The following is a 23,174-nucleotide window of genomic DNA, read 5'->3' as shown; positions in this document are numbered from 1 at the left end:
CTATGGCCGTACGAACAAATAGCTTGAAAATGGCCGAGAGCCAATGCATCAATTATGGGCACAAAATGGAACGTAAAGATGTAAAAGACACCCAGAACGGGTTTACTCTAATTGAATTAATAATTGCGGTTGCGATTATCGGCATCCTAACTGCGATCGCAATTCCAATCTACCAAAATCAGATTGAACAAACTCGAAGAACGACCGCCCAGTCGGATCTGCTTGAACTGGCTCAGTGGATGGAGCGTCAGTACTCCAACGGCTTCGACTATCGAGACAGCGGGAACGACCCGACACTGCCATATACGCAGTCTCCTCAAAATGGCACTGCATTTTACAACATAAGCTTTTCGGGCAACGTGACGCGAGACACCTTCACTTTGCAAGCCATACCGACAGGTGGTCAGGCAAACGATGATTGTGGAACACTGACACTCGACGAACAGGGAAACCGCGGCGCCGCTCAAGCGAACTGTTGGTAATCAACTTAAAAGATCAATTCACCTCGACCACGTCGATCCGCAGCTCCCGGGGCATGGAGAAAACAATATTCTCTTCCCGGCCTGCGATCTCCCGAGGCTCTTCGCCGCCGAGGGCCTTGAGCCTGGCCACCACGTCGTTGACCAGAACCTCTGGCGCCGATGCCCCGGCAGTCACGCCAATCACTCCGACACCCTTTAGCCAGGCCGGGTCGATTTGTGATGCCTCATCGATCAGGTAGGCAGGGGTACCCATTCTCTCGGCAAGCTCCCGCAAGCGGTTGGAATTGGAGCTGTTGGGTGAGCCTACCACCAGCATCAGATCACAGTCGTCTGCCAATTGCTTGACTGCATCCTGACGATTCTGCGTGGCGTAACAGATGTCGTCCTTGCGCGGCCCCTCTATGCTCGGGAAACGCGCGCGAAGGGCATCGATCACACGGGCGGTATCGTCCATCGACAGCGTGGTCTGGGTGACGTAGGACAGACGCTCCGGATCCTTCACCTGCAGTCGCTCGACGTCCTGCTCGTCCTCGACGAGGTAGATATCGCCGCCGTTACTCCGGTCATACTGTCCCATGGTCCCTTCCACTTCCGGATGGCCATGGTGCCCGATCAGGATGCACTCGCGCCCGCCACGGGAATAGCGCATGACTTCCATGTGCACTTTGGTCACCAGGGGACAGGTCGCGTCGAATACCTTGAGGCCACGACGCTCAGCCTCATTCTGCACCGCCTGGGAAACGCCGTGGGCGCTGAATATCACCAGGGTATCATCGGGAACTTCGTCGAGTTCATCGACGAACACGGCACCCCGGTTCCGGAGGTTGTCGACCACAAATTTGTTGTGCACGACCTCGTGTCGTACATAGATCGGGGCGCCAAATACGTCCAGCGCACGGTTGACGATTTCAATGGCGCGGTCCACGCCTGCACAGAAGCCACGGGGGTTAGCGAGTCGAATTTGCATAGTCAGTGCGCCGGTCCAACAGGTTCCACATCCAGAATTTCCACATCGAATTCCAGTGTACGCCCCGCCAGCGGATGGTTGAAGTCCACTTCGACTTCGTCGCCTTCCACCCGACTGATAACACCGGGCAATTCCTGCTGACGCGCATCCGCAAACGACACCACCACGCCCTGCTCCAGCACCATATCGGCACTGAACTCATGACGTTTGAACGTCTGGAGGTTGCTCGGGTTGTGCTGACCAAAGCCTTTTTCCGGAGGCACCTCATAGGTTCTCCGATCTCCGGCTTTCATTCCCATCAGGTAGGCTTCGAAGTTTTCCGGCAGATTGTCATCACCGATTTCCAGCGTGGCCGGCTCCTTTTCGAAGGTGGAGTCCACCACATCGCCATCCTTGATCTTCAGGGCGAAATGAAGAGTGACACGCGTCCCTTTGTCTACGGGCAAGTCTTTCATCGGGTTACTCACTCCTGTCGGCATCCTCGGCCTTATGGGCAGAGTTGCGGAACATGTCGAGAATCATGATACCGGCGCCAATGGTGATGGCGGTATCGGCAAGGTTGAACGCGGGAAAATGCCAGTCATGCCAGTAAAAGTGCAGGAAATCGACCACATAGCCGTGCACCACACGATCATAGACATTGCCAAGCGCCCCTCCGAGAATCAGCGCAATCGCCACGGCCGTCCAGGTTTCATGGCGCTCCAGCTTGCGTAACCAGCCAATCAGAACAACGCTGACCGCCAGCGCAAGGGCGACAAAAAACCACCGTTGCCAGCCATCCGCTTCGGCAAGGAAGCTGAACGCCGCACCGGTATTATGAAGCAGCGTCAGATTGAATACGGGCAGAATCGGCACCGGATCGCCGTAGGACAGCATTGAAGAGGCCAGCGCCTTGGTGCCCAGATCCACCGCGATGACCAGCAGCGCCAGCCAGAGCCATTTCAGATTGGATGCCGGCGCTTTTTCCATCATCGCTGCATCCATCAGGCGAAGGCCCGGCTTTCGCCAGCGCCATCAACGTTGGTAACGCAACGCCCGCACAGATCTGGGTAGTGTTCGTTGGCTCCCACATCTTCCCGATGATGCCAGCAACGTTCGCACTTCGGATTGGCCGCTGGCGTCACCTTTACGAGCAGCCCCTCGTGTGCCGTCTGCTCTGCGCCGTCGGCTTGCGACACCGGCCGAACGGAAGCTTCAGAGGTAATCAGCACAAAGCGCAGCTCCTCACCCAACTGCTTCAGGCGGCTTGCCAGTTCACCCTCGCAGTACAGGGTGACTTCGGCACTCAGGGAGCCCTTGATTTCACCACGCCCGCGGGCTTCTTCCAGACACTTGTTCACCGCTTCCTTGACGCTGTACAACTCGCGCCAGTAATCGCGACCCAGTTCGAAATCCTGCGGCAGCTCAGCCAGCCCCTGGTACCAGGTTTCGTAGAACACGGTGTCACCACGCTCGCCCGGCAGATGCTGCCAGATTTCGTCAGCGGTGAAGCTCAGGATCGGTGCAATCCAGCGAACCAGCGCCTCGGCAACATGGTACAGCGCGGTCTGGCAGGAACGCCGGGCCAGGCTGTCAGCCTGGGTGGTGTACTGCCGGTCCTTGATGATGTCGAGGTAGAAACCACCCAGCGTCGCCTCACAGAAGTTGTACACCTTCTGATAAATCCGCAGGAAGGCGTAGTTCTGGTAGTCCTCGTTGAGCTCATTCTGCAGTTGCAGTGCCCGATCCACCATCCAGCGGTCCAGGGCAATCATATCCGCCGGTTCAACCATGTGTTGGGCTGGATCAAAACCGTTCAGGTTGCTGAGCAGGAACCTTGCGGTATTCCGGATACGGCGGTACCCGTCGGCGGTCTGCCTAAGGATGTCCTTGGAGACGGTCATCTCGCCGCTGTAATCGGTGGCGGCCACCCACAGACGCAGGATATCGGCACCGAGCTCGTTCATGACCTCCTGGGGCGCAATCACGTTGCCCAGGGACTTGGACATCTTCCGGCCTTTGCCGTCCACCGTGAAACCGTGGGTCAGCACCTGCCTGTAGGGCGCCACGCCATTCATGGCGATGGAGGTCTTGAGCGACGACTGGAACCAGCCACGATGCTGGTCCGAGCCCTCAAGGTACATGTCGGCCGGGAACTGGCCCAACTCCTCACGGACGCGCAAAACGGATTCGTGCGTGACGCCGGAATCGAACCAGACATCGAGGGTGTCGAGCACCTTTTCATACTGGTCGGCATCATCACCCAGCAGTTCGTTCTGATTGAGTTCGTACCAAGCATCGATACCACCGACTTCGATCGCCTGGGCGACCTTCTCGATGAGTCCCTGGGTGTCCGGATGCAGCTCCTGGGTTTCCTTGTGGATAAACAGGGTGATGGGCACCCCCCAGGTGCGCTGGCGGGAGATACACCAGTCCGGGCTCTGCTCGAACATCGCTTCGATCCGGTTCTGGCCCCAGGCCGGAATCCAACGAACACCTTTGATGGCTTCCAGCGCATTCGCCCGGAGGTGGTGCTTGTCCATGCTGATGAACCACTGGGGCGTGGCCCGATAGATCAACGGAGTCTTGGTCCGCCAGCAGTGCGGATAACTGTGGCTGAACTTCTCGGAGCGCACCAGCTTACCCTCGCGCTCGAGGGCGGCGCAGACCGGCTCGTCCGCCTTGTACACATGGACTCCGGCAAATTCTCCGGCCGCTTCGGTATAGGTGCCGTCGGCCTTGACCAGATTCAGGGTGCCGATGCCGTATTCCTTGCCTACCTCAAAGTCTTCCATACCATGATCAGGCGCGGTATGAACCGCACCGGTACCAGCGTCGGTGGATACGTGGTCGCCCAGGATCAGCGGCACCTGCTTGTCGTAGATCGGGTGGTTCAGCTGCAGATTTTCCAGCGCTGAACCGGCAACATTCGCCAGGACTTCGTAATGCTCCACGCCCCAGCGGGCCATGATGCCTTCGACCATATCGGTCGCCAGGATCAGCCGCTCCGGGCCCTGCCCCACATCCACCTGGACCAGGGCATATTCCAGATCCGCACCAAGCGATACCGCCTGGTTGGCCGGGATGGTCCAGGGGGTGGTGGTCCAGATCACGACAGACACATCGCCCTCACCCTGGTCGGTGCCGAACAGCGACAGCGCTTTTGCCTGATCAACCGCCGTAAACCGGACATCGATCTGGGTAGACGTCTTGTCCTGGTACTCGACCTCTGCCTCGGCGAGTGCAGACTGACCTACCACACTCCAGTAGACAGGCTTGTAACCGCGAACCAGGTGACCCTTGGCGACAATCTTGCCGAGAGCACGAACGATGCCAGCCTCTACCTTCGGATCCATGGTGAGATAGGGCTTGTCCCACTCGCCCATCACACCCAGGCGGATGAAATCGGCCTTCTGGCCCTCGATCTGCTTGGCGGCGTAGTCGCGACAGGCCTGACGGAAGGTCTTGTAGTCCACTTTGAGCCCGGCCTTGCCAATCTCCTGTTCAACCTTGTGCTCAATAGGCAGACCGTGGCAGTCCCAACCCGGCACGTAGGGTGCGTCGTAACCCATGAAGCTGTGGGATTTGACGATCATGTCCTTGAGGATCTTGTTGACCGCATGACCAATATGAATGCTGCCGTTGGCATAGGGAGGGCCGTCGTGCAGGATGAACTTGTCCCGACCGTCACGCTGCTTGCGCAGGGTGCCGTAGACGTCGAGATCCTGCCAGCGCTTGAGCATGTCAGGCTCGCGCTTGGCCAGGTTACCGCGCATGGGGAAGGCGGTTTCCGGCAGATTCAGGGTATGCTTGTAGTCGCTCATGGTCTCTGTGCGTACTCTCTGGTCAGTGTTGGTCAGTAACTGTGTCTTGGGGGTTCCGACCGGGGCTTTCAACGGGCCCCGGCGGCCGACCCATGGGTACGGAGCCAGGCCCTGGCGTTCTCCATATCCCGTGCGATCTGTGCCTTGAGGGCATCAACCGATTCAAATTTTTCTTCATCCCGGAGGCCATGGCGGAACACCACCTCCAGATGCTGGCCATAAAGTGTGCCAGCAAAGTCAAACAGGTGCACTTCCAGCGACGGCCGCTTGCCATCCACGGTGGGCCGCACACCGATATTGGCGACGCCGTCGAAGGCCCGGCCATCATCCAGCACCGCCTTGACCACGTATACGCCCCGCAAGGCCGGCATGCGATGGAGCAGGAGATTTGCCGTGGGCGCGCCGATCTGGCGACCCAGTTGCCGACCGTAGACCACCCGTCCACGAATACGATAGGGATGGCCAAGAAGCGCTTCCGCCTGTTCCAGACCGTTGACGTTCAACAGATCCCGTACTCGCGTACTGCTCACCCGCTCGCCATCCACCGTCACCGTGCGCGTGTTCTCGACGGTATAGCCCGCGGTTTCACCGACCGTACGAAGCAATGAAAAATCACCGGCCCGGTCACAACCGAAACGGAAATCGTCTCCCACCACCAGATGCCGAATGCGCAGGCCGCGGATCAGAACATCCTCTATAAAACCCATGGCGGAATAGCTCCGGAAGGCCTGATCAAAGCGCAGGCAGAGCACGATGTCGACGCCCTCCGCCAGCAGGGCCTCGAATTTCTGCCGGAATCCCATGAGTCGTGGCGGTGCGTCCGTGCCCTGGAAAAATTCACGGGGCTGGGGTTCAAACACCATCACGAGGGAGGGAACTCCCAGCTGCCGGGCCTTGGTTCTCACCTGATCGATAATGGTTTTGTGCCCGAGATGCACACCATCGAAATTACCAATGGTCGCCACGCACCCCTGCGCAAGCGGAGAATCGGCTTGGCGCGAGAGCCGCTTCAGGTTGGTCAGGCCTCGAATCAGACGCATGCAATGCGAACCTTGTGTTGCCAGCTGGCTTTCAACGCTCCTGCGCCGCAGGAGCACTGGTGAGAAAACGCGCGATTATACCTTACCTCTGCCGGAAATGTCTTATCCGGACCCCGGCCAGCGCGAGCGCGGAAAAATAGACGGCCACTCCCACGCCAACCAGAATCGCCATATCCATCGCCCGGTCCACACCGCTGGCAGCCAGCCATTCCGTCGCCGGCGCTCGTAGCCAGAGGATGGCGGCGGCCAGCGCACCGTTTGCAATCAACAACCGCACCAGGAAGAGAGGCCAGCCAGGCTGGCTGACCCAGGCACCCTCTTTTTTCAGCCCGCGCCAGAGCAGGAAACCGTTCAGCCAGGCCGAAAGAGACGTCGCAAGTGCCAGACCCGCGTGTGCCAGGGGAAGAATCAGCGCCAGATTGAAGACCATATTGGCCACCATCGCGATCACACCGATCTTGACCGGAGTTGATGTATCCTCGCGGGCAAAGAAGCCGGGAGCGAGCACCTTGATCAGCATGAACGCGAGCAATCCCAACGAATAGGCCCGCAGGCTTTGGGCCGACATGGAGACATCGCGCCCGGTCACCTCGCCATAGCCGAACAGGGTGGCGATCAACGGCTCGGCCAGCAGCAATAACGCAAGCGCCGCTGGAAGCCCGATGAGCAGCACGGCCCGGACGGCCCAGTCCAGGGTCGCTGCGAACTGATCGGCCGAGGCCGCAGCGTGTTTGCGGGACAGGCTCGGCAGAATCACGGTGGCGATGGCAATACCGAACACGCCCAGGGGCAGTTCCGATAGCCGGTCCGAGTAATACAGCCAGGACACACTTCCCGTCTGGAGGAACGATGCCAATACTGTGTCCAGCAACAGATTGATCTGACTGACGGACACCCCGAACAACGCCGGCGTCATCAGCTTCAGGATCCGGATCACGCCCTCATGCCGGTAATCGACCTTCGGCCGGGGCAACAGACCAAGCCGCATGAGAAACGGCAACTGGAAAAACAGCTGCAATGCTCCGGCAATCAACACCCCCCAGGCCAGGGCCATTACCTTTTCTGTCATCAGCGGTGCCAGCCAGATCGCGGCAGCAATCATGGAGAGATTGAGCAATACCGGTGTAAAGGCGGGAACGGCAAACCGGTCGTAACTGTTGAGGATGCCCCCGGCGAACGCCGTCAGCGAGATCAGCAACAGATAGGGAAAGGTGATGCGAAGCATCTCGCTGGTCAGCGCAAACTTCACATCGTTGTCCAGAAAGCCCGGGGCAAACACCGCTGTCAGCAGGGGCGACCCAAGGATCGCAGCCAGGGTGACCCCGAGCAGCACAAGCCCCAGTGAGCCCGACACGGCATTGACCAGACGCCGCACTTCCGAGATGTCCTGCCCTTCTCGGTAGGATGACAGCACCGGCACGAAGGCCTGGGAGAAAGCGCCCTCGGCGAAAAGTCGCCGGAGAAAATTCGGAATCTTGAAGGCAACGAAGAAGGCATCCGCTCCGGTTCCGGCGCCGAAATAGCGGGCAATGACCATATCCCGAACCAGGCCCAGCACCCGGGAGAGCATGGTCATCATGCCGACAACGCCGGATGAACGGAGCAGGCCCGGCGCTTGGGCGCGTGGCGTTTTCGGGTTGGAGGAATCCGGTTCCGACGACATTCTGGCTCTGGTCTTTGACTTGGGATATGGACACCGGAATTTACCCACACACGCGGGAGGCGGTGGGGTTCCGGCCGGCGAGCGGCGAGTTTAGCACAGGCCCGCTGTACGGGCGCATGAAATGGGTTTTAGTCTTGACATTTCGGGCGTTGAGCGGCATAGTTCCGCGTCATTTATTTCGACGCGCTGGTGTTTGGCGCGCCCGCGATGTACGAATTCACCAGAATTCATTCAGTAACGAATTTCAGATTTTCAGGAGTTTTACGGTGGCAAATTCCCCGCAAGCCAAAAAGCGCGCTCGTCAGAACGAGAAGAACCGCAAGCACAACGCAAGCCTGCGCTCCATGGCGCGCACCTACGTGAAAAAAGTTCAGGCCAAAATCGAGGCTGGCAACTACGAAGAAGCCCAGGCCGCTTTCCAGAAGGCCCAGCCGGTCATGGACAGCATGGTCAACAAAGGCATCTTCGCGAAAAACAAGGTTGCTCGCCAGAAGAGCCGCCTGAGCGCCAAGATCAAGGCTCTGAAAAGCGCATAAGCGTTTTCCAGAATCAGAAAAACCGGCTTTCGAGCCGGTTTTTTTGTATCTTCGCAAAAGGTAGCGGCGAGCAAGGAAAAAGTTCGCCCGCTCAGATGATGACCAGATTATCCCGGTGAATCATTTCCTCGTCGGAAATGTAGCCAAGCACCTCGGTAATCCGGTGACTGGATCGACCGGCAATGGCTCGGGCCTCGTCGGCGTCGTAATTCACCAATCCCCTGGCAATCTCGCGGCCACTCTCATCGATACAGGAGACCATTTCTCCGCGACGGAACTGTCCTGCCACACTCTTCACCCCAACCGGAAGCAAACTTCGCCCACCAAGGCAAAGCACCTTTACGGCCCCGGCATCCAGGGTCAGCGTGCCTCGCGTCTGAAGATGCCCGGCAATCCACTGCTTGCGCGCAGCCACCCGACCCTGCTCGGGGAGCAGCAACGTACCGATCACCTCCCCCTGACGCAGACGTGTTATCGCTCGCTCTACCCGTCCACCGACGATCACGGTAAAGGCGCCTGACCGGGCGGCCAGACGGGCCGCTCTCACCTTGGTCTGCATGCCACCACGCCCGAGAACACCGGCACCACCTCCGGCCATGGCGTCGAGCTCCCGATCGCTCGCCTTACGCTCGGTGACAAGCCTGGCATCAGCGTGCTTTCTCGGATCCCGGTCAAACAACCCCAGCTGGTCAGTGAGAATGATCAGTCCATCTGCCTCGATCAGGTTGGCCACCAGAGCGCCGAGGGTATCGTTATCACCAAAGCGGATTTCGTCGGTGACCACCGTATCGTTTTCATTGACGATGGGAACCACGCCGACATCCAATAGCGCCCGTAACGTACTACGGCCATTCAGGTAACGCTTGCGATCGGACAAGTCGTCATGGGTCAGGAGAATCTGTGCAGTGTGAACATCGTGGCGCTTGAACTGGGCTTCCCAGGACTGCACCAGCCCCATCTGCCCTACAGCTGCCGCAGCCTGCAGCTCGTGCAGCTGATCCGGCCGACTTACCCAGCCCAGCCGACTCATCCCCACCGCCACGGCACCGGACGAGACAACGACCACCTCGACGCCTTCATCAATGAGCCCGGCAATCTGGTCCACCCACAAGCTCAGGGCGGCCTCATCCAGACCTTTGCCATCATTGGTCAGCAGGGCGCTTCCGATCTTGATGACCAGACGGCGGGCCTGGCGCAACTGGCTGCGTGTACTCATGATTCCGGAATCAATCCATCAGTGGCGTTATCGGTTTATTCGGGGGCGTAAACGACTTCCACGTCCCCGTCGTCATCATCATCAAAATCGTCATCGTCATCGTCAGTCCGGGCCGCCCGGCGAGCCTGGCGATCGGCCTCGATCTTCGCGCGAGCCTCTTCATCCATGCGCTGGCGACGAACGGCTTCCTCCTCGGCAAACTCCGGATTCTGCGCTTCCTCTTCCGCCTGCTCTTCAATCCAGCGCATGACCGCCTGGGTCAGAGCCTTGGTACCTTCACCACTGAGGGCCGATATGCGGAACACAGGCCCATCCCAGCCAAGCTCATCCACAATGGCCTGACAGTGGGCATCACGATCCTGCTCGGGAATCATATCCACCTTGTTCAGTATCAGCCAGCGCGGACGATTGGCCAGCGTCTCACTGAACTTTTCCAGCTCGTGCACGATGGAACGGACGGACTCAGCGGGAGACGAGCCGTCAAAGGGCGCCACGTCCACCAGGTGCAACAACAGCCGGGTGCGGACGAGGTGCTTCAGGAAGCGGATACCCAGGCCAGCTCCCTCTGCCGCCCCCTCAATCAGGCCGGGGATGTCGGCGATCACGAAACTCTGGTGCGCCTGGACACTGACCACCCCGAGATTGGGCACCAGCGTGGTAAAGGGATAATCGGCGACTTTGGGCCGGGCCGCCGACACCGAACGGATGAACGTGGACTTGCCCGCATTGGGCAACCCTAACAACCCCACATCCGCCAGAACCTTGAGCTCCAGCCGCAGGTTACGGGCCTCACCCACCGATCCTTTGGTGGTCTGGCGTGGCGCACGATTCACCGACGACTTGAAACGGGTATTGCCGAGGCCGTGAAAGCCGCCCTGAGCCACTTTCAGGCGCTGACCCGGATGGGTCAGATCCCCCAGCACCTCGTGGGTGTCCATGTCTACGACCGTGGTACCCACAGGCACGGGCAGAGCCAGATCCTCACCCTTGGTGCCGGTACAGTTGCGGCCGGAGCCCGGCTCGCCGTTCTGAGCCTTGAATTTACGCTGGAAGCGATAATCGATCAGCGTGTTCAGCGATTCATCCGCCTCCAGATAGACGGAGCCACCGTCCCCGCCGTCACCGCCGTCGGGGCCACCTTTGGGGACGTATTTTTCACGACGGAAGCTCAGACAGCCGTGACCGCCCTTGCCGGCTTCCACAATGATGGTGGCTTCATCCACAAATTTCATGATTCAACCCTTTGCGCCTTGCGCATAAACTAAAAAGCCCCGCAGCCTCGAGGAAGCTTTGCGGGGCTCTGGATGCTCCGGCACTGAGCCTGTCAGCAACCGGACAACATCCGAGGTTCGAAAGAACCGGCTCGCCGCTGCTTACGCAGCCGGAACGATGCTCACGAACTTGCGATTCTGCGGGCCTTTGGTTTCGAACTTCACCTGGCCGTCCGCTTTCGCAAACAGAGTGTGGTCCTTGCCAATACCAACGTTGGAACCGGCGTGGAAACGGGTGCCACGCTGGCGAACGATGATGCTGCCTGCAGATACGGTCTGACCGCCGAAGCGCTTCACACCAAGTCGTTTCGACTCGGAATCGCGACCGTTACGGGTACTACCTGCTGCCTTTTTATGAGCCATTACAAGCCTCCTTAACTAAGGGGTTACTCAGGGGCTTAGCCCTTGATACCCGTGATCTTGACTTCAGTAAACCACTGACGGTGGCCCTGACGCTTCATGTGGTGCTTACGACGACGGAACTTGATGATCTGAACCTTGTCGTGACGACCGTGGCTGACCACTTCGGCAGTGACCTTGGCACCGTCTACAACCGGAGCACCGACCTTCACGTCGTCGCCATCAGCAACCAGCAGGACGCGATCGAACTCGACGGCACCGCCGGTCTCGACTTCCAGCTTTTCCAGCTTCAGGGTTTCGCCTTCTTTTACGCGGTGCTGCTTGCCACCGCTCACAATTACTGCGTACATTCTCTTGTCTCCGCGATTGACCCATCCCTGCTCTTATCCACCTGGTTCTAAGGGAAGCGCTCTGGCAACCCTATAGCAGGGAGCGCAGGTTGGGATGAGTTGGGCGCGTGATTGTACGAAAAGCCGCCGTATAACACAAGCCAAGTTGACACTGTCTGCGGCAATACCTAGCATTGCCGCGACCTGCCCGAATTATCAACAGAAACAGCAACGAAACCACCAGCAAGGGATCCTTGAGCCGCATGACAGCCCAGCGAATCTACGACACCGTGGCGGACGACTTCAGCCGCGTTAATGACCTGATCGTCCAGCGGCTCGCCTCGGACGTTCCCCTGGTGGAAAAGATCGCCCACTACATCATTGAAAGTGGGGGCAAACGCCTTCGCCCCCTGCTGGTTCTTCTGGCCAGCCGGGCGGTGGGCTACGACCGGCAGGACCACCTGAAACTCGCAGCGGTCATTGAGTTTTTGCACACAGCCACCCTGCTCCACGATGATGTGGTCGACACCTCGGACCTTCGCCGCGGGCGCAGTACCGCCAATGCCAAGTGGGGCAACGCACCCAGTGTGCTGGTAGGGGATTTCCTCTACGCAAGGGCCTTCGAGATGATGGTCGAGCTTGAAAGCCTGCCGATCATGAACGTGCTCTCCCACGCCACGGCGGTCATCGCCGAAGGCGAGGTCATGCAGCTGATGAACGTGAAGAACCCGGACCTGACCGAAGAGCAGTACATGACGGTCATCCACAACAAGACCGCCATGCTGTTCGAAGCCGCTTCACACACCGGAGCCCAGCTGGCGGGCGCCAGCGCTGTCCAGGAGCAGGGTCTGAAGGACTATGGCAAACACCTCGGCCTGGCCTTCCAGCTGGTGGACGACGTACTGGATTACCGGGGCGATGCAGAGGCCATGGGCAAAAACGTGGGCGACGATCTCGCCGAAGGCAAAACTACCCTCCCCCTGATTCACGCCATGGCACACAGCTCAGACGAAGAAAGCCAGCTGATCCGCCAGGCCATCCGCAAGGGCGGCCTGGACGACCTGGACCCGATTCTTGAGATTGTGGAACGCTCCGGAGCAATTGAATACACCATGACCAGGGCCCGGGAGCAGGCGGAAAAGGCCAGATCGTGCCTGGAAGCCCTGCCCGCCTCGGATCACAAAGAGGCCATGGAACTGCTGACCGAGGTCGCTGTCGCCCGGGTCAGCTGAGGGTTTCGCGTCCGTGAGGGGCGCTGAAGTCCAGCTCCGGGCCCACCGGTACAATCTGGGTGGGATTCACCGTCCTCTGGCTGACGTAGTAGTGACGCTTGATCTGAGCAATATCGACAGTGCCTGAGACCCCGGGCACCTGATAGAGATCCCGCAGGTACGCGGACAACGCGGGAAAATCACCGATTCGCTGCCGATTGCACTTGAAGTGACTGAAATAGACGGCGTCGAACCGAATCAGCGTGGTAAACAGACGCCAGTCCGCCTCCGTCAAATGACCACCCACCAGATACCGCTGTCCCGACAAACGCTCCTCAAGCCAGTCGAGCGATTCGAACAACGCCTCATAGGCCTGCTCATACTTATCCTGGGCGGTGGCGAAACCGGCCTTGTAGACCCCATTGTTGACCGTGTTGTAGACCCGCTCGTTCACCTCATCAATCTCGCCCTGCAGGGCGTCCGGATAAAAATCCAGATCCTCACGAACACCGTCGAGCCCGTTGAAGGCGGAGTTGAACATCCGGATGATTTCAGCAGACTCGTTGCTGACAATGGTCTCCCGCTGCTTGTCCCAGAGCGTCGGAACCGTCACCCGCCCGGAATAATCCGGGGCCGCCTTGGTGTAGATCTGGTGCATGAACTGGAAACCATAGAGGTGATCCCGGTGCTGCTCACTGTCCGGACGAAACTCCCAGCCATTTTCCACCATGTCCGGGTGCACCACGGACACAGAGATATGCTTTTCCAGCCCCTTGAGCTTCCGGAAAATCAACGTGCGATGCGCCCAGGGACAGGCCATGGATACATAGAGATGATAACGCCCGGACTCCGCCTTGAAACCGCCCTCGCCGGCGGGTCCCGCCGAGCCGTCGGCCGTCACCCAGTTCCGGAAACGCGCCGCCTCCCGCTCAAACTTGCCACCGGTCTTGTCGGTGTCATACCACTGGTCATGCCATTTGCCGTCGATTAAAAGACCCATAGAAAGCTCCTCAGAAAATCTGAATCATGAAAATCCTGCCCTCAAGGGTATTACGCAAAGGTAGGCGTGGAGGTCGGGGCAACCCTCTGCAAACCGTGCATTGCCAGGGATGGCAATGCCGAGCCCCCATGGATGGGTCCACGGCGTGTTTGCAGAGGGTTGCCCCGAACTCCACCTCCCCCAGGACAAACTAATTAACAGGCAGAATACCGGCGACCCTGCTACCCTCTCAAACAAGCATTTCTGGCCAACAACCTCAGATATTTCGAACATGCACACTGCCATCACCATCGACGCCCTTAAGGTTCTTGACGCTATCGATCGAAAGGGAAGCTTTGCCGGAGCCGCCGCTGAGCTGTTCCGGGTACCCTCTGCCATCAGCTACACCGTCCAGAAACTAGAAGAGGACCTGGATGTCGAGCTCTACGATCGGTCCGGGCATCGGGCGTCCCTGACCCCGGCAGGACGTTATCTGCTTGAAGAGGGACGCGCCCTGCTGGAGGCGGCGGAAAACCTCGCCCACACAACCAAACAGGTAGCCCAGGGCTGGGAAACCCGCCTTCGGATCGGCTTTAACTCCCTGCTACCGGCGGAGTGTTTGTTCCCGGCAATCCGGGACTTTTACGAACTCGGTGTACCGGTCGACGTTCAAGTGGTGGAGGAAGTCTTTGCAGGTGCCTGGGATGCGCTCCAGAGCCGGCGGGTGGACCTGATTATCGGCGCCGACCAGTCAAGCAAACCCGCCGGGCAGTTCACAACCCACGCCCTGGGGGACATCGCCTTCGTGTTCGCAGTATCGCCGGACCATCCCCTGGCGGCGACAGAGGCCCCGCTATCGGAGTCCGATATCTCCCGCTATCCGGCAGCCGTAGCCGCCGACACGTCACGATCCCTGCCCCCGGGGCACGCGGGGATCTTCAGGCGCCAACGGACATTGACGGTCACCAACATCGACCAGAAAATTGCCCTCCAGGCCGCCGGTCTTGGTGTAGGCTGGCTGCCGCGGTCGCGGATACGGGACCACCTGGCACAGGGCACCCTCATCGAAAAGCCGGTGCATGAACCCCGCCCCCCCATCATTCTTCACCTGGCCCGCCACGCCGAGGACCAGGGCAAGGCATTGACCTGGTTCTGGGATCGACTGAAACAGGATAGTGCCATCCAGTCCTGGCTAAGCGATTGAGAAAGCGAGAAAACATCATGCCCCATCGACGGCGGCCCTGGTGACAAATGGGTCAACCCGCTGCAGACCGGGTTCGTATATACTGCAGAAAATCCCGCGCAATGGAGTTCAATGATGCGGCAGCTGTCGGAACTGGATGCCTCGTTCCTGTACCTCGAATCGGACACCAGCCCCATGCACATCGGGGGAATCTACCTTTTCGACGCGAGCAAACGGGAAAAGCCTCTGGCTTTCAGCACCTTCGTCGCCTATCTCCGCTCCCGACTGCATGTGGTGCCTGTTTTCCGGCAGCGGCTCAAGGAAATCCCGCTCCGGCTGGGCCGGCCGTACTGGATCGACGATCCGGATTTCAGTATCGAACGCCATCTCGCCTACGTCAGCCTGGGTGAGCAAGGCACCCAGTCCGGGCTCATGTCCCTGGCCTCCAGAATCCTCGAAGAGCCTCTGAAACGGGACCGGCCTCTCTGGCACATTACCTTTGTCGACGGATTCACACTGGATGAAGACGGGGAGTCTGGCAAAAATGCCTTTGCCCTGATTGTGAAATTGCACCACGCTGCCATTGATGCGTTCAGCGGCGAGGAAATCATGGGGAAACTGCTGGAGTATACTCCGGAGCCCAGACCCATTACCGCGCCCAGGCCCTGGCAACCCTGTCCGGAACCGTCCGAGGAGCGGGTGATGCTGCAGGCAGGCGCCAACCTGCTCCGAACACCGCTGCAGTTTACTTCTCTGGCGGTCAATGCCGCCGAGGCAACGGCACGGGGCCTGATTCACAAGCAGCTGAGAAAGCTGCCACTGCCTTTTCCGCTCTTTTCGGCGCCCAACAGCCCTCTCAACCGACAAATCACGGCGAATCGACAGATCGTTGCCAAGACCGTGGATCTGTCTCGTCTGAAAGCGATCAAGGCGACACTCGGGGACGTCACGCTTAACGATGTGGTGCTGGGGGTATGCGCCGAGACCCTGAGGCGCTACCTGGCATCGCAGGGCACCAATATGGACCGCTCTCTGGTGGCCATGACGCCAATTTCGGTGCGATCAAACAGCCTGCGCCTCGCGACCGGCAATCAGATGTCTGCCATGCTGCTGGATCTGGCGACCAATGAGCCCGATCCAGCCATGCGGATTCGCCGGATCCATCGCAACGCCGTGGCCTCTGAGCCTTACCGGGAGGCGATTGCAGCAGATCGCCTGACCGAGCTTCTGCCATCGACCATGCTTGCCCTGTCGGCAAGACTGTATTCCGAATTACAGATCGCCCAGCGCTATCAGCCAGTGTTCAACCTGCCAATCACCAACGTGCCGGGGCCCCAGGTACCGCTTTACCTGCAAGGCGCGCGACTGGTGCGCCAATACAACACGGCACCGCTGTTCGACACCATGGGACTGGTGATTGTGGCAGTCAGCTACCAGGGACGGCTAACCCTGAACTTTACCCTTTGCCCGGATGTGGCCGCCAACGGTGACTCTCTGACCGAGCTTGTGGAAAGCAGTCTGGCCAGTATTGAGGAATGCGCCTTGAAGCTCCCGGCCTGCGAACCGGATGAGCTGCCCGAAGCGACGTCCGGGCACACGCTGGGTGACGAGCTGCTGACAGCCCTGGAGGGAATCATGCAGAAGACCCTGAAGCGCTTCCGGCACTGATCAGGGCCTTATCGGTGTAGGGCTTAGCTTACTCGAACGCCCAGCGAAGGAAGGCCCGCTTCTCTTCCTCGGTTGCAGTCGGCCAGATGGCCTTCAGACGGTCCAGGGCTGAACCTGATTCTGCATCAGCGGCGTTTCCGGTCGCAGAAGGCACCGGCGTTCTGGCCGCCTGCGCCTGCTTCTCCGTCCAGACCTGGGAACGGGCAACTTCCTGACCGGTATCGGAAACAATCGCAGCGGAGAAATTTTCCATCTGTGCCTGAGCTTCGGTTCGGGAGGCCGGTTTCTCGAATGCGAATCGATAAACGGAATCGGGCTTCACCTCAAAGCGCACCACCTGGGGCTTGCTCTCGACCACGTGTACCTTGGACTCCCCATTATCCACGACGCCCTTCTTGGCCCAGATAGTCTTATAGGTAAATACCACCTGGTTCTCGCCCGGCAGCAGCGCGTAGTCGAGTGCAATATCGTCCATCAGGAAATTGGTCATGGATCGGCCATTCACCTTCAACACGCGAATTGCTCCCGGTGCTTTCAGGGTTGCAGCCTGCGCAGCCTCGTCAGGATTGCCCTCCCAGGTCGTCACCCTGCTCATGGTCGAAGCACAGCCGGTAATGGCAAGGGCCATTACACACGCGAGCGCGAACTTGAAAATGGCAACTACGCGACAGTCACTCATGTCATCTCCTCTGGCACAAACAGAAAAAAGGGTAGGCATTCCTTATGAGGTCCCGGCATTCTGACCGGCACCCGTTACAAGCGCAAGACACACCAATCCCACGGATTCGGAGCGTCGTAGACTATATTCTGCGACTCACCACAAATAAATGTAAAAAAATGTTGAATTTGTTGGCAGTTGGATTAGTTTTAAACCTATCGGCTGAATGAACTTGGCGCCCAAGAACGAAAACCATAATCGGGCTCAGGAGAATCCCATGGATACCCATCGCAGGTACGGAGAAGAAGGCCCCATACCCTTTCGCAGCAGTCGCTTTTTCTGCGTCGGCAGCAAATGGTATTTCACCACGCGTGAAGGCTTTGACAGCGGCCCGTTCGATTCAAAAGCGCGGGCGGAAGTCGGACTGAAGCGATTCCTGCACGTGGTTCGCTTGCTACCGGAAGAGCAACGGGTCCACTGATCCAGAAAGCCGGATGAGTCAGACAATGACCGGCATCAGCCAGGCATCAATGACGTAAAGACTCGCCAGGGCAAGGAAGCCCGCCACCACATCATCCACCATGATGCCCAGCCCACCCGGCAAGTGCTGGTCAAGCCAGCCAATCGGCCAGGGCTTTGCGATATCAAACAGTCGAAAGAGCGCGAACGCCATCAGAACACCGTAGATCTGATCCGGAAACAGCCCCAACGCGATCCACATCCCGACGAACTCATCCCAGACAATGCCACCGTGGTCATGCACCTTCAGGTCGCGAGCCGTTTTGCCGCACAGCCAGACCCCCACCAGGAAAGCCAGTCCCACGACCAGCCAGTAGGCCGCCCCGGGCAACCACGCAAAGGCGTACCAGATCGGGATAGCCGCCAGACTTCCCCAGGTTCCCGGTGCGCGGGCCGCGGCGCCACTGCCAAACCCGAAGGCCAGTAAATGAACGGGATTGCGCAGAAAACCCGGAGGCAGGATGGCCCGCGGGATCTCAGGTTCATCGGTGTCCTGATCGTGGTTCATAGATCCTTTCCAAAGTGATCGTATCCCTGCGAGGCGCCATCCTCGCGACCGTTGCCATCACTCAGGCGCAATCCGGCGCCCTCTTCTATGCAACCGATGGCTGTCAGCTGGTCCCGAACGGATCCGGGAAGATCCTGCCAGCGTTGCCTGGGGATCGTCACACACAACTCGTAATCGTCACCTGCATGCAGCGCCAGCTGGACGGCATTCGCGCCCTTGAGCTGTTTGAGAGCACCAGACAGAGGAATCCGGTCAAGATCGATAGACGCGCCCACGCCAGACGCTTCGAGGATGTGCCCCAGATCGCTCGTCAGACCATCGGAGATATCGATGGCACTGGACGCAACTCCAGCCAGCGCCTGACCCAGCTCAAGACGGGGTGCCGGATAATGATAGCGGGCCAGCAAGGCGTCCTCCAAAGGACCCGGCGACGGGACATCAAGATAGTCCAGTGCCGCGCCGGCATCCCCCAGCGTACCGGAGACCGCCACGATGTCGCCGGGCCTGGCCCCGGACCGACGCAGCGCCCTGTCCCTCGCCACGGTTCCGTGCACCTGAATCGTAATCGACAGCGGCCCCCGGGTTGTATCCCCGCCGGCAAGAGCCAGCTCGAAACGGTTGGCGGTCTCCGCGAGGCCCTTGGCAAATTCCGATAGCCAGGTGGACTCAGCCTGAGGCAACGTCAGAGCCAGGGTAAAACATACCGGGGTTGCCCCCATCGCTGCCAGGTCACTGGTAGCGGCCGCCAGGGCACGCCCGGCGATCCGCCGGGGCGCATAGTGATGCGGAAAATGGACACCTTCGATCTGGGTGTCGATCGAGAACACCAGGTCTCGATCGTGAGGCACCCGTTCGATCGCACAGTCATCGCCAATCGCCAGCAGCAGGTCGGGGTGGCCCCGACGCTGCGACAAGGGCGCAAAGAAACGACGGATCAGATCGAACTCGCCCATTCCTTAGCGGGAACGTGTCTCGGCCAGGCGCAGCCGGCCACTGAGCTTGTCGAGGATGCTGTTCACGAACTTGTGACCCTCGGTGCCGCCAAAGCGCTTCGCCAACTCGATACCTTCATTGATAACGACCCGATAGGGCACGTCCAGGCGATTCTTGAGCTCATAGGCCCCGAGACGGACAATCGCAAGCTCAATTGGATCCACTTCATCGAGAGGACGGTCGAGATACGGTTCCAGCAACGCGTCAAGCTCGCCCTGTTCCCGATGGATACCGCGTAGCAGGTCGCGGAAGTACAGCACATCTACCTTGGTCATGTCGTTATCGACCATGAACTCGGCTTCAATGTCGGAAACAGCGCTTCGACTGAAATGCCGCTGATACAGAGCCTGCATCACCAGAACCCGGGCCCGGCGACGATCACCGGCCTTGGGCTGACCGGAGGAAGGAGGCTGCGGGGATGTGTCGTCAGTTGATGTCATCACTCACCCAGTTTCTTGAACAAACTGACCATTTCCAGGGCAGTGATGGCGGCTTCCGCGCCCTTGTTGCCAGCCTTTGTGCCGGAACGCTCGATGGCCTGCTCAATGGAGTCCACTGTCAGCACCCCAAAGGTGACAGGAACATCTGTCTCCAGGCTGACGGCACCAAGGCCACTGGACGCTTCGCCTGCCACATATTCGAAGTGTGGCGTCCCACCGCGAATAACGGCGCCCAGAGCAATAATCGCGTCGTAATTGCTGGTCTCTGCGACGCGCTTGACCGCCAGCGGCATCTCATAGGCGCCCGGTACCCGGATAATGACAATGTCATCGTCGGAAATGCCATGCCGACGCAGGGTATCGACCGCGCCTTCAACGAGGCTCTCTACCACGAAACCGTTAAACCGCCCCACAACAAGCGCGTATCGACCGCTGCACTGGGTAAAATCACCTTCAATCACTTTAATCTCTGCCATTGGTGGCTCCTTCGCTGGCCGCCTGATTATGGGCGACCGGGGTTCTCATTCAGGGGTATAGGGTACGTACTCCACCACTTCCAGGTTGAAACCCGAAATGGCGGAAAACTTGATGGGCGGGCTCAACAGGCGCATTTTGCAGACGCCGATGTCCCGAAGGATCTGGGAGCCGGTTCCAACCGTGAAGTACACGCCAGAGCTGCCTTTGCCCGCCGAGGCCTGACCCTGGTCGAAGAACTCGTGAATCCGGTCTTCCAGGTTGTAGCTGTCTTCGGCGCTGTTCAGCAACACCACCACGCCGCGACCTTCCTCGGCCACCTTCTCCAGCGCATGGTGCAATGGCCAGCTGCGGGAGTCCTTGCGCCGCGCACCCAGCAGGTCACGCAGGGTGTCTGTGATGTGCACGCGCACATAGACGGGATCATCCGGAGTAATATCCCCCATCACCATGGCTAGATGGGTTGCGCCCTGGATGTTGTCCCGATAGGTCCGCAAATTGAAGACGCCGTATTCGGTGTCCAGTTCGTTTTCTTCCACACACTCGATGGTGCGCTCATTCATGGTGCGGTAGTGAATAAGATCGGCGATTGTACCGATCTTCAGATCATGCTCCTGCGCAAACCGCTCCAGGTCCTCCCGGCGCGCCATGGACCCGTCATCATTCATGATTTCACAGATCACACCCGCCGGTTCACAACCGGCCAGCGCGGCAAGGTCGCAGGACGCTTCGGTATGACCGGCACGACTGAGAACACCGCCCGGATCCGCCATCAATGGAAAGATGTGGCCAGGCTGGACCAGGTCCGATGCCGTGGCATTGCGGGCAACGGCCGCCTGAACGGTGCGGGCGCGATCCGCCGCTGAAATGCCGGTGGTTACACCCTCCCTGGCCTCGATGGACAGGGTGAACTTGGTACCGAATCCGGACGCATTCTGCTGAACCATCAGAGGCAGACCGAGCTGCTCGCAGCGGTCGCGGGTCATCGGCATACAGATCAGACCGCGACCGAACCGCGCCATGAAGTTGATTGCCTCAGGCGTGCAGTGTTCCGCTGCCATGACAAGATCGCCCTCGTTTTCGCGATCCTCGTCATCCATGAGGATGACCATCTTGCCCTGCCGGATATCTTCGATAATGTCTTCAATACTGTTCAGTGCCATACGGTATCGCACCCTTTTGGCCGGCACAGAGACGGGTCGTGTGCGGGCCGTGAATTTAAACGTCAGCGGCGAGCCAGAATCAGGCGCTGGTCCTCACCCACCTGACGCCGATCCAGCACTTTCCATTGCACTTTGTCCGCCATGGTTTCCAGAGGCAGCTTGGCAGTCGGCCGGCCGGTACTGCCCAGAAAAACCGGCGCCTGGTACAGCCACAATTCGTCCACAAGGTCTTCGCTGATAAACGTGCCCGCCAGTGTCGGCCCGGCTTCCACCAGCAATTCGTTGATTCCCAGTTCTCCGAGGGAATCCAGAAGTTCGGCAACATCCACACCGTTATCTTTCCACGCGACCCCGGTCAGACTGATGCCGAGTGCCGCCAGGTCCTGTGCCGGAGCGGACGCGAGTGTCGACGAGGCACAGAAAATCTGGACGTTGCCGCCCTGCAAAATCTGCGAGTCGGCCGGCGTGCGGGCGTCCCGGTCAGCAATCACCTTCAGGGGCTGACGGGACGGTTCCGTCGCATCTCCGATATCGCCGAGTTCCTCCCGGCGAACGGTCAGCGACGGATTGTCCGCCAACACTGTCCCAACCCCCGTCAGAATGGCATCGCTCATCGCCCTGAGGCGCTGGACATCCCGCCGCGCCTCGGCTCCGGTGATCCACTGGCTCTCGCCGGAAGCCATGGCCGTGCGCCCGTCCAGGCTCGCGGCCATCTTGAGACGTACCCAGGGACGCCCTGTTTTCATTCGTTTCATGAAGCCGGGATTCAGACGGGCCGCCTCGTCCGCGAGCAGCCCCTCTGTGACGCGGATACCGGCCTCCCGAAGGAGGTCGAGCCCCCGTCCGGAGACGGAAGGATTGGGATCCTTGGTCGCGGCAAACACATGGGCCACGCCCGCCTCGATCAGCGCCCGTGCACAAGGGGGCGTCCGTCCGAAGTGACTGCAGGGCTCCAGGGTGACATAGGCTGTCGCATCCCGGGCATCTGCGCCGGCCTGACTTAACGCCCGCACTTCCGCGTGGGCTTCTCCGGCGCGCTCGTGCCAGCCCTCGCCCACAATCCGGTTACCCCGGGCGATGACACAACCCACCCTTGGATTTGGGTGCGTGGAGTAACGCCCGCGCCAGGCCAGCTGCACTGCCCTGGCCATCATCGCTCGGTCCCGCGCTTCGCTCATGACCGGTCTTTCTCGGAGTGGTTATCGGCAAGCGCCTTGGCAACATCGACTGCGTTTTCGCCATTGGTGGCCGAAAGCCGCTCGATCTCTTCCTTGAACTCGTTGATATCCTGAAAACTGCGATATACAGAGGCGAAACGCACGTACGCCACTTTATCCAGCTGGCGTAATTCCGTCATCACCTCTTCGCCCAGCTGCATCGACTTTACTTCCCGCTCCCCGGTGGCACGAAGGCGGTACTTGATCCGATTCAGTGCCGCATCGATTTCCTCGATGCTGACCGGGCGTTTCTCAAGCGCTTTCATCAGACCGGCCCGGAGCTTGTCCTCATCGAAGGGCTGACGCGTTCCGTCCTGTTTTACGACCCGGGGCATGACCAGTTCGGCCGTCTCGAACGTCGTAAAACGCTCGTGGCAGGACAGACACTCCCTGCGGCGACGGACCTGATCACCCTCGGCGACCAGCCGTGAATCGATCACTTTGGTATCGGCTTCACCACAGAAAGGACAGTGCATAATCGGAGACTCCGGAAA

Annotated in this window: 25 protein-coding genes; 6 read left to right on the top strand and 19 right to left on the bottom strand. The window is 59.5% G+C overall.

All coding sequences use genetic code 11. The features are described 5' to 3' along the window. Positions 1-2: 2 nt before the first annotated feature. Entirely contained in the window at positions 3-482 is a 480-nt protein-coding gene (locus tag MLD04_RS17485) for a type IV pilin protein (RefSeq protein ID WP_282452002.1), read from the top strand. A 13-nt stretch (positions 483-495) separates the two neighbouring features. Here MLD04_RS17485 and ispH read toward each other — a convergent pair whose 3' ends face one another. The 6 genes from ispH to murJ all read right to left on the bottom strand — a co-directional run bounded on the left by ispH (position 496) and on the right by murJ (position 7,955). Further along, complete coding sequence (gene ispH / locus MLD04_RS17480; protein WP_248160680.1) at positions 496-1,449, bottom strand: 4-hydroxy-3-methylbut-2-enyl diphosphate reductase; 954 nt, start codon at positions 1,447-1,449, stop codon at positions 496-498. Positions 1,450-1,451: 2 nt separating this feature from the next. After that, positions 1,452-1,904, bottom strand: a complete 453-nt coding sequence (gene fkpB / locus MLD04_RS17475; protein WP_008940804.1) for an FKBP-type peptidyl-prolyl cis-trans isomerase — start codon at positions 1,902-1,904, stop codon at positions 1,452-1,454. A gap of 4 nt (positions 1,905-1,908) precedes the next feature. Continuing rightward, entirely contained in the window at positions 1,909-2,433 is a 525-nt protein-coding gene (gene lspA / locus MLD04_RS17470) for a signal peptidase II (protein WP_248160679.1), read from the bottom strand. Beyond that, the gene (gene ileS, locus MLD04_RS17465; RefSeq protein WP_248160678.1) at positions 2,433-5,252 is read right to left on the bottom strand and encodes an isoleucine--tRNA ligase; all 2,820 of its coding nucleotides are present in this window, start codon (positions 5,250-5,252) and stop codon (positions 2,433-2,435) included. The genes lspA and ileS overlap by 1 nt, the downstream gene beginning before the upstream one ends. Positions 5,253-5,320: 68 nt before the next feature. Next, complete coding sequence (ribF, locus tag MLD04_RS17460; RefSeq protein ID WP_248160677.1) at positions 5,321-6,292, bottom strand: bifunctional riboflavin kinase/FAD synthetase; 972 nt, start codon at positions 6,290-6,292, stop codon at positions 5,321-5,323. An 82-nt stretch (positions 6,293-6,374) separates the two neighbouring features. Then, positions 6,375-7,955: a murein biosynthesis integral membrane protein MurJ gene (murJ, locus tag MLD04_RS17455; protein WP_248160676.1), complete on the bottom strand. Its 1,581-nt coding sequence runs from the start codon at positions 7,953-7,955 to the stop codon at positions 6,375-6,377. A 266-nt stretch (positions 7,956-8,221) separates the two neighbouring features. On the opposite strand from murJ, the gene rpsT reads away from it, so the two are divergent. After that, positions 8,222-8,491: a 30S ribosomal protein S20 gene (gene rpsT, locus MLD04_RS17450; RefSeq protein ID WP_008940799.1), complete on the top strand. Its 270-nt coding sequence runs from the start codon at positions 8,222-8,224 to the stop codon at positions 8,489-8,491. A 91-nt stretch (positions 8,492-8,582) separates the two neighbouring features. On the opposite strand, the gene proB is transcribed toward rpsT, so the two are convergent. From proB to rplU, 4 genes are all read right to left on the bottom strand, one after another. Continuing rightward, positions 8,583-9,707 (bottom strand): glutamate 5-kinase, encoded by a 1,125-nt coding sequence (gene proB, locus MLD04_RS17445; RefSeq protein ID WP_008940798.1) that lies wholly within the window; start codon positions 9,705-9,707, stop codon positions 8,583-8,585. A 35-nt stretch (positions 9,708-9,742) separates the two neighbouring features. Further along, entirely contained in the window at positions 9,743-10,939 is a 1,197-nt protein-coding gene (gene cgtA / locus MLD04_RS17440; protein ID WP_248160675.1) for an Obg family GTPase CgtA, read from the bottom strand. A gap of 141 nt (positions 10,940-11,080) precedes the next feature. After that, positions 11,081-11,341, bottom strand: a complete 261-nt coding sequence (gene rpmA / locus MLD04_RS17435) for a 50S ribosomal protein L27 (RefSeq protein WP_008940796.1) — start codon at positions 11,339-11,341, stop codon at positions 11,081-11,083. A 35-nt stretch (positions 11,342-11,376) separates the two neighbouring features. Continuing rightward, positions 11,377-11,688: a 50S ribosomal protein L21 gene (gene rplU / locus MLD04_RS17430; protein ID WP_008940795.1), complete on the bottom strand. Its 312-nt coding sequence runs from the start codon at positions 11,686-11,688 to the stop codon at positions 11,377-11,379. A 242-nt stretch (positions 11,689-11,930) separates the two neighbouring features. Between rplU and ispB the strand changes: the two genes are divergently transcribed. Further along, complete coding sequence (gene ispB / locus MLD04_RS17425) at positions 11,931-12,899, top strand: octaprenyl diphosphate synthase (protein ID WP_248160674.1); 969 nt, start codon at positions 11,931-11,933, stop codon at positions 12,897-12,899. Here the strand turns inward: ispB and MLD04_RS17420 are convergent. Further along, positions 12,892-13,878 (bottom strand): glutathione S-transferase family protein, encoded by a 987-nt coding sequence (locus MLD04_RS17420; protein WP_248160673.1) that lies wholly within the window; start codon positions 13,876-13,878, stop codon positions 12,892-12,894. The two genes, ispB and MLD04_RS17420, sit on opposite strands and share 8 nt — an antisense overlap. A gap of 271 nt (positions 13,879-14,149) precedes the next feature. On the opposite strand from MLD04_RS17420, the gene MLD04_RS17415 reads away from it, so the two are divergent. Then, positions 14,150-15,061, top strand: coding sequence for a LysR substrate-binding domain-containing protein (locus tag MLD04_RS17415; protein ID WP_248160672.1), 912 nt, complete (start codon positions 14,150-14,152; stop codon positions 15,059-15,061). A gap of 114 nt (positions 15,062-15,175) precedes the next feature. Continuing rightward, positions 15,176-16,708: a WS/DGAT/MGAT family O-acyltransferase gene (locus MLD04_RS17410; RefSeq protein WP_248160711.1), complete on the top strand. Its 1,533-nt coding sequence runs from the start codon at positions 15,176-15,178 to the stop codon at positions 16,706-16,708. A gap of 28 nt (positions 16,709-16,736) precedes the next feature. Here the strand turns inward: MLD04_RS17410 and MLD04_RS17405 are convergent, their stop codons facing one another. Then, positions 16,737-17,387 (bottom strand): DUF2057 family protein, encoded by a 651-nt coding sequence (locus MLD04_RS17405; RefSeq protein ID WP_248160671.1) that lies wholly within the window; start codon positions 17,385-17,387, stop codon positions 16,737-16,739. A 256-nt stretch (positions 17,388-17,643) separates the two neighbouring features. Between MLD04_RS17405 and MLD04_RS17400 the strand changes: the two genes are divergently transcribed. Beyond that, positions 17,644-17,847, top strand: a complete 204-nt coding sequence (locus MLD04_RS17400; protein WP_008940789.1) for a DUF6316 family protein — start codon at positions 17,644-17,646, stop codon at positions 17,845-17,847. Between the two features lie 18 nt (positions 17,848-17,865). On the opposite strand, the gene MLD04_RS17395 is transcribed toward MLD04_RS17400, so the two are convergent. From MLD04_RS17395 to nrdR, 7 genes are all read right to left on the bottom strand, one after another. Next, a complete protein-coding gene (locus MLD04_RS17395) occupies positions 17,866-18,393 on the bottom strand; it encodes a phosphatidylglycerophosphatase A family protein (protein WP_248160670.1) in 528 nt (175 codons plus the stop codon). Continuing rightward, positions 18,390-19,346 carry a thiamine-phosphate kinase gene (thiL, locus tag MLD04_RS17390; RefSeq protein ID WP_248160669.1) on the bottom strand — a complete coding sequence of 319 codons (957 nt, stop codon included), beginning with the start codon at positions 19,344-19,346 and terminating at the stop codon, positions 18,390-18,392. The genes MLD04_RS17395 and thiL overlap by 4 nt, the downstream gene beginning before the upstream one ends. Before the next feature lie 3 nt (positions 19,347-19,349). Continuing rightward, positions 19,350-19,826, bottom strand: a complete 477-nt coding sequence (nusB, locus tag MLD04_RS17385; RefSeq protein WP_248160709.1) for a transcription antitermination factor NusB — start codon at positions 19,824-19,826, stop codon at positions 19,350-19,352. Beyond that, positions 19,826-20,302, bottom strand: coding sequence for a 6,7-dimethyl-8-ribityllumazine synthase (ribH, locus tag MLD04_RS17380; RefSeq protein WP_248160668.1), 477 nt, complete (start codon positions 20,300-20,302; stop codon positions 19,826-19,828). Before ribH ends, nusB begins: the two co-directional genes overlap by 1 nt. 45 nt (positions 20,303-20,347) lie before the next feature. Then, positions 20,348-21,463, bottom strand: a complete 1,116-nt coding sequence (gene ribBA, locus MLD04_RS17375) for a bifunctional 3,4-dihydroxy-2-butanone-4-phosphate synthase/GTP cyclohydrolase II (protein ID WP_008940784.1) — start codon at positions 21,461-21,463, stop codon at positions 20,348-20,350. A gap of 62 nt (positions 21,464-21,525) precedes the next feature. After that, complete coding sequence (gene ribD, locus MLD04_RS17370) at positions 21,526-22,641, bottom strand: bifunctional diaminohydroxyphosphoribosylaminopyrimidine deaminase/5-amino-6-(5-phosphoribosylamino)uracil reductase RibD (RefSeq protein WP_248160667.1); 1,116 nt, start codon at positions 22,639-22,641, stop codon at positions 21,526-21,528. Further along, entirely contained in the window at positions 22,638-23,156 is a 519-nt protein-coding gene (gene nrdR, locus MLD04_RS17365; protein WP_008940782.1) for a transcriptional regulator NrdR, read from the bottom strand. The genes ribD and nrdR overlap by 4 nt, the downstream gene beginning before the upstream one ends. Positions 23,157-23,174 lie beyond the last annotated feature (18 nt).

The sequence above is a fragment of the Marinobacter koreensis genome (assembly GCF_023156285.1).
Lineage (GTDB): Bacteria > Pseudomonadota > Gammaproteobacteria > Pseudomonadales > Oleiphilaceae > Marinobacter > Marinobacter koreensis.
This window is presented reverse-complemented; position numbering and strand designations above follow the sequence as displayed.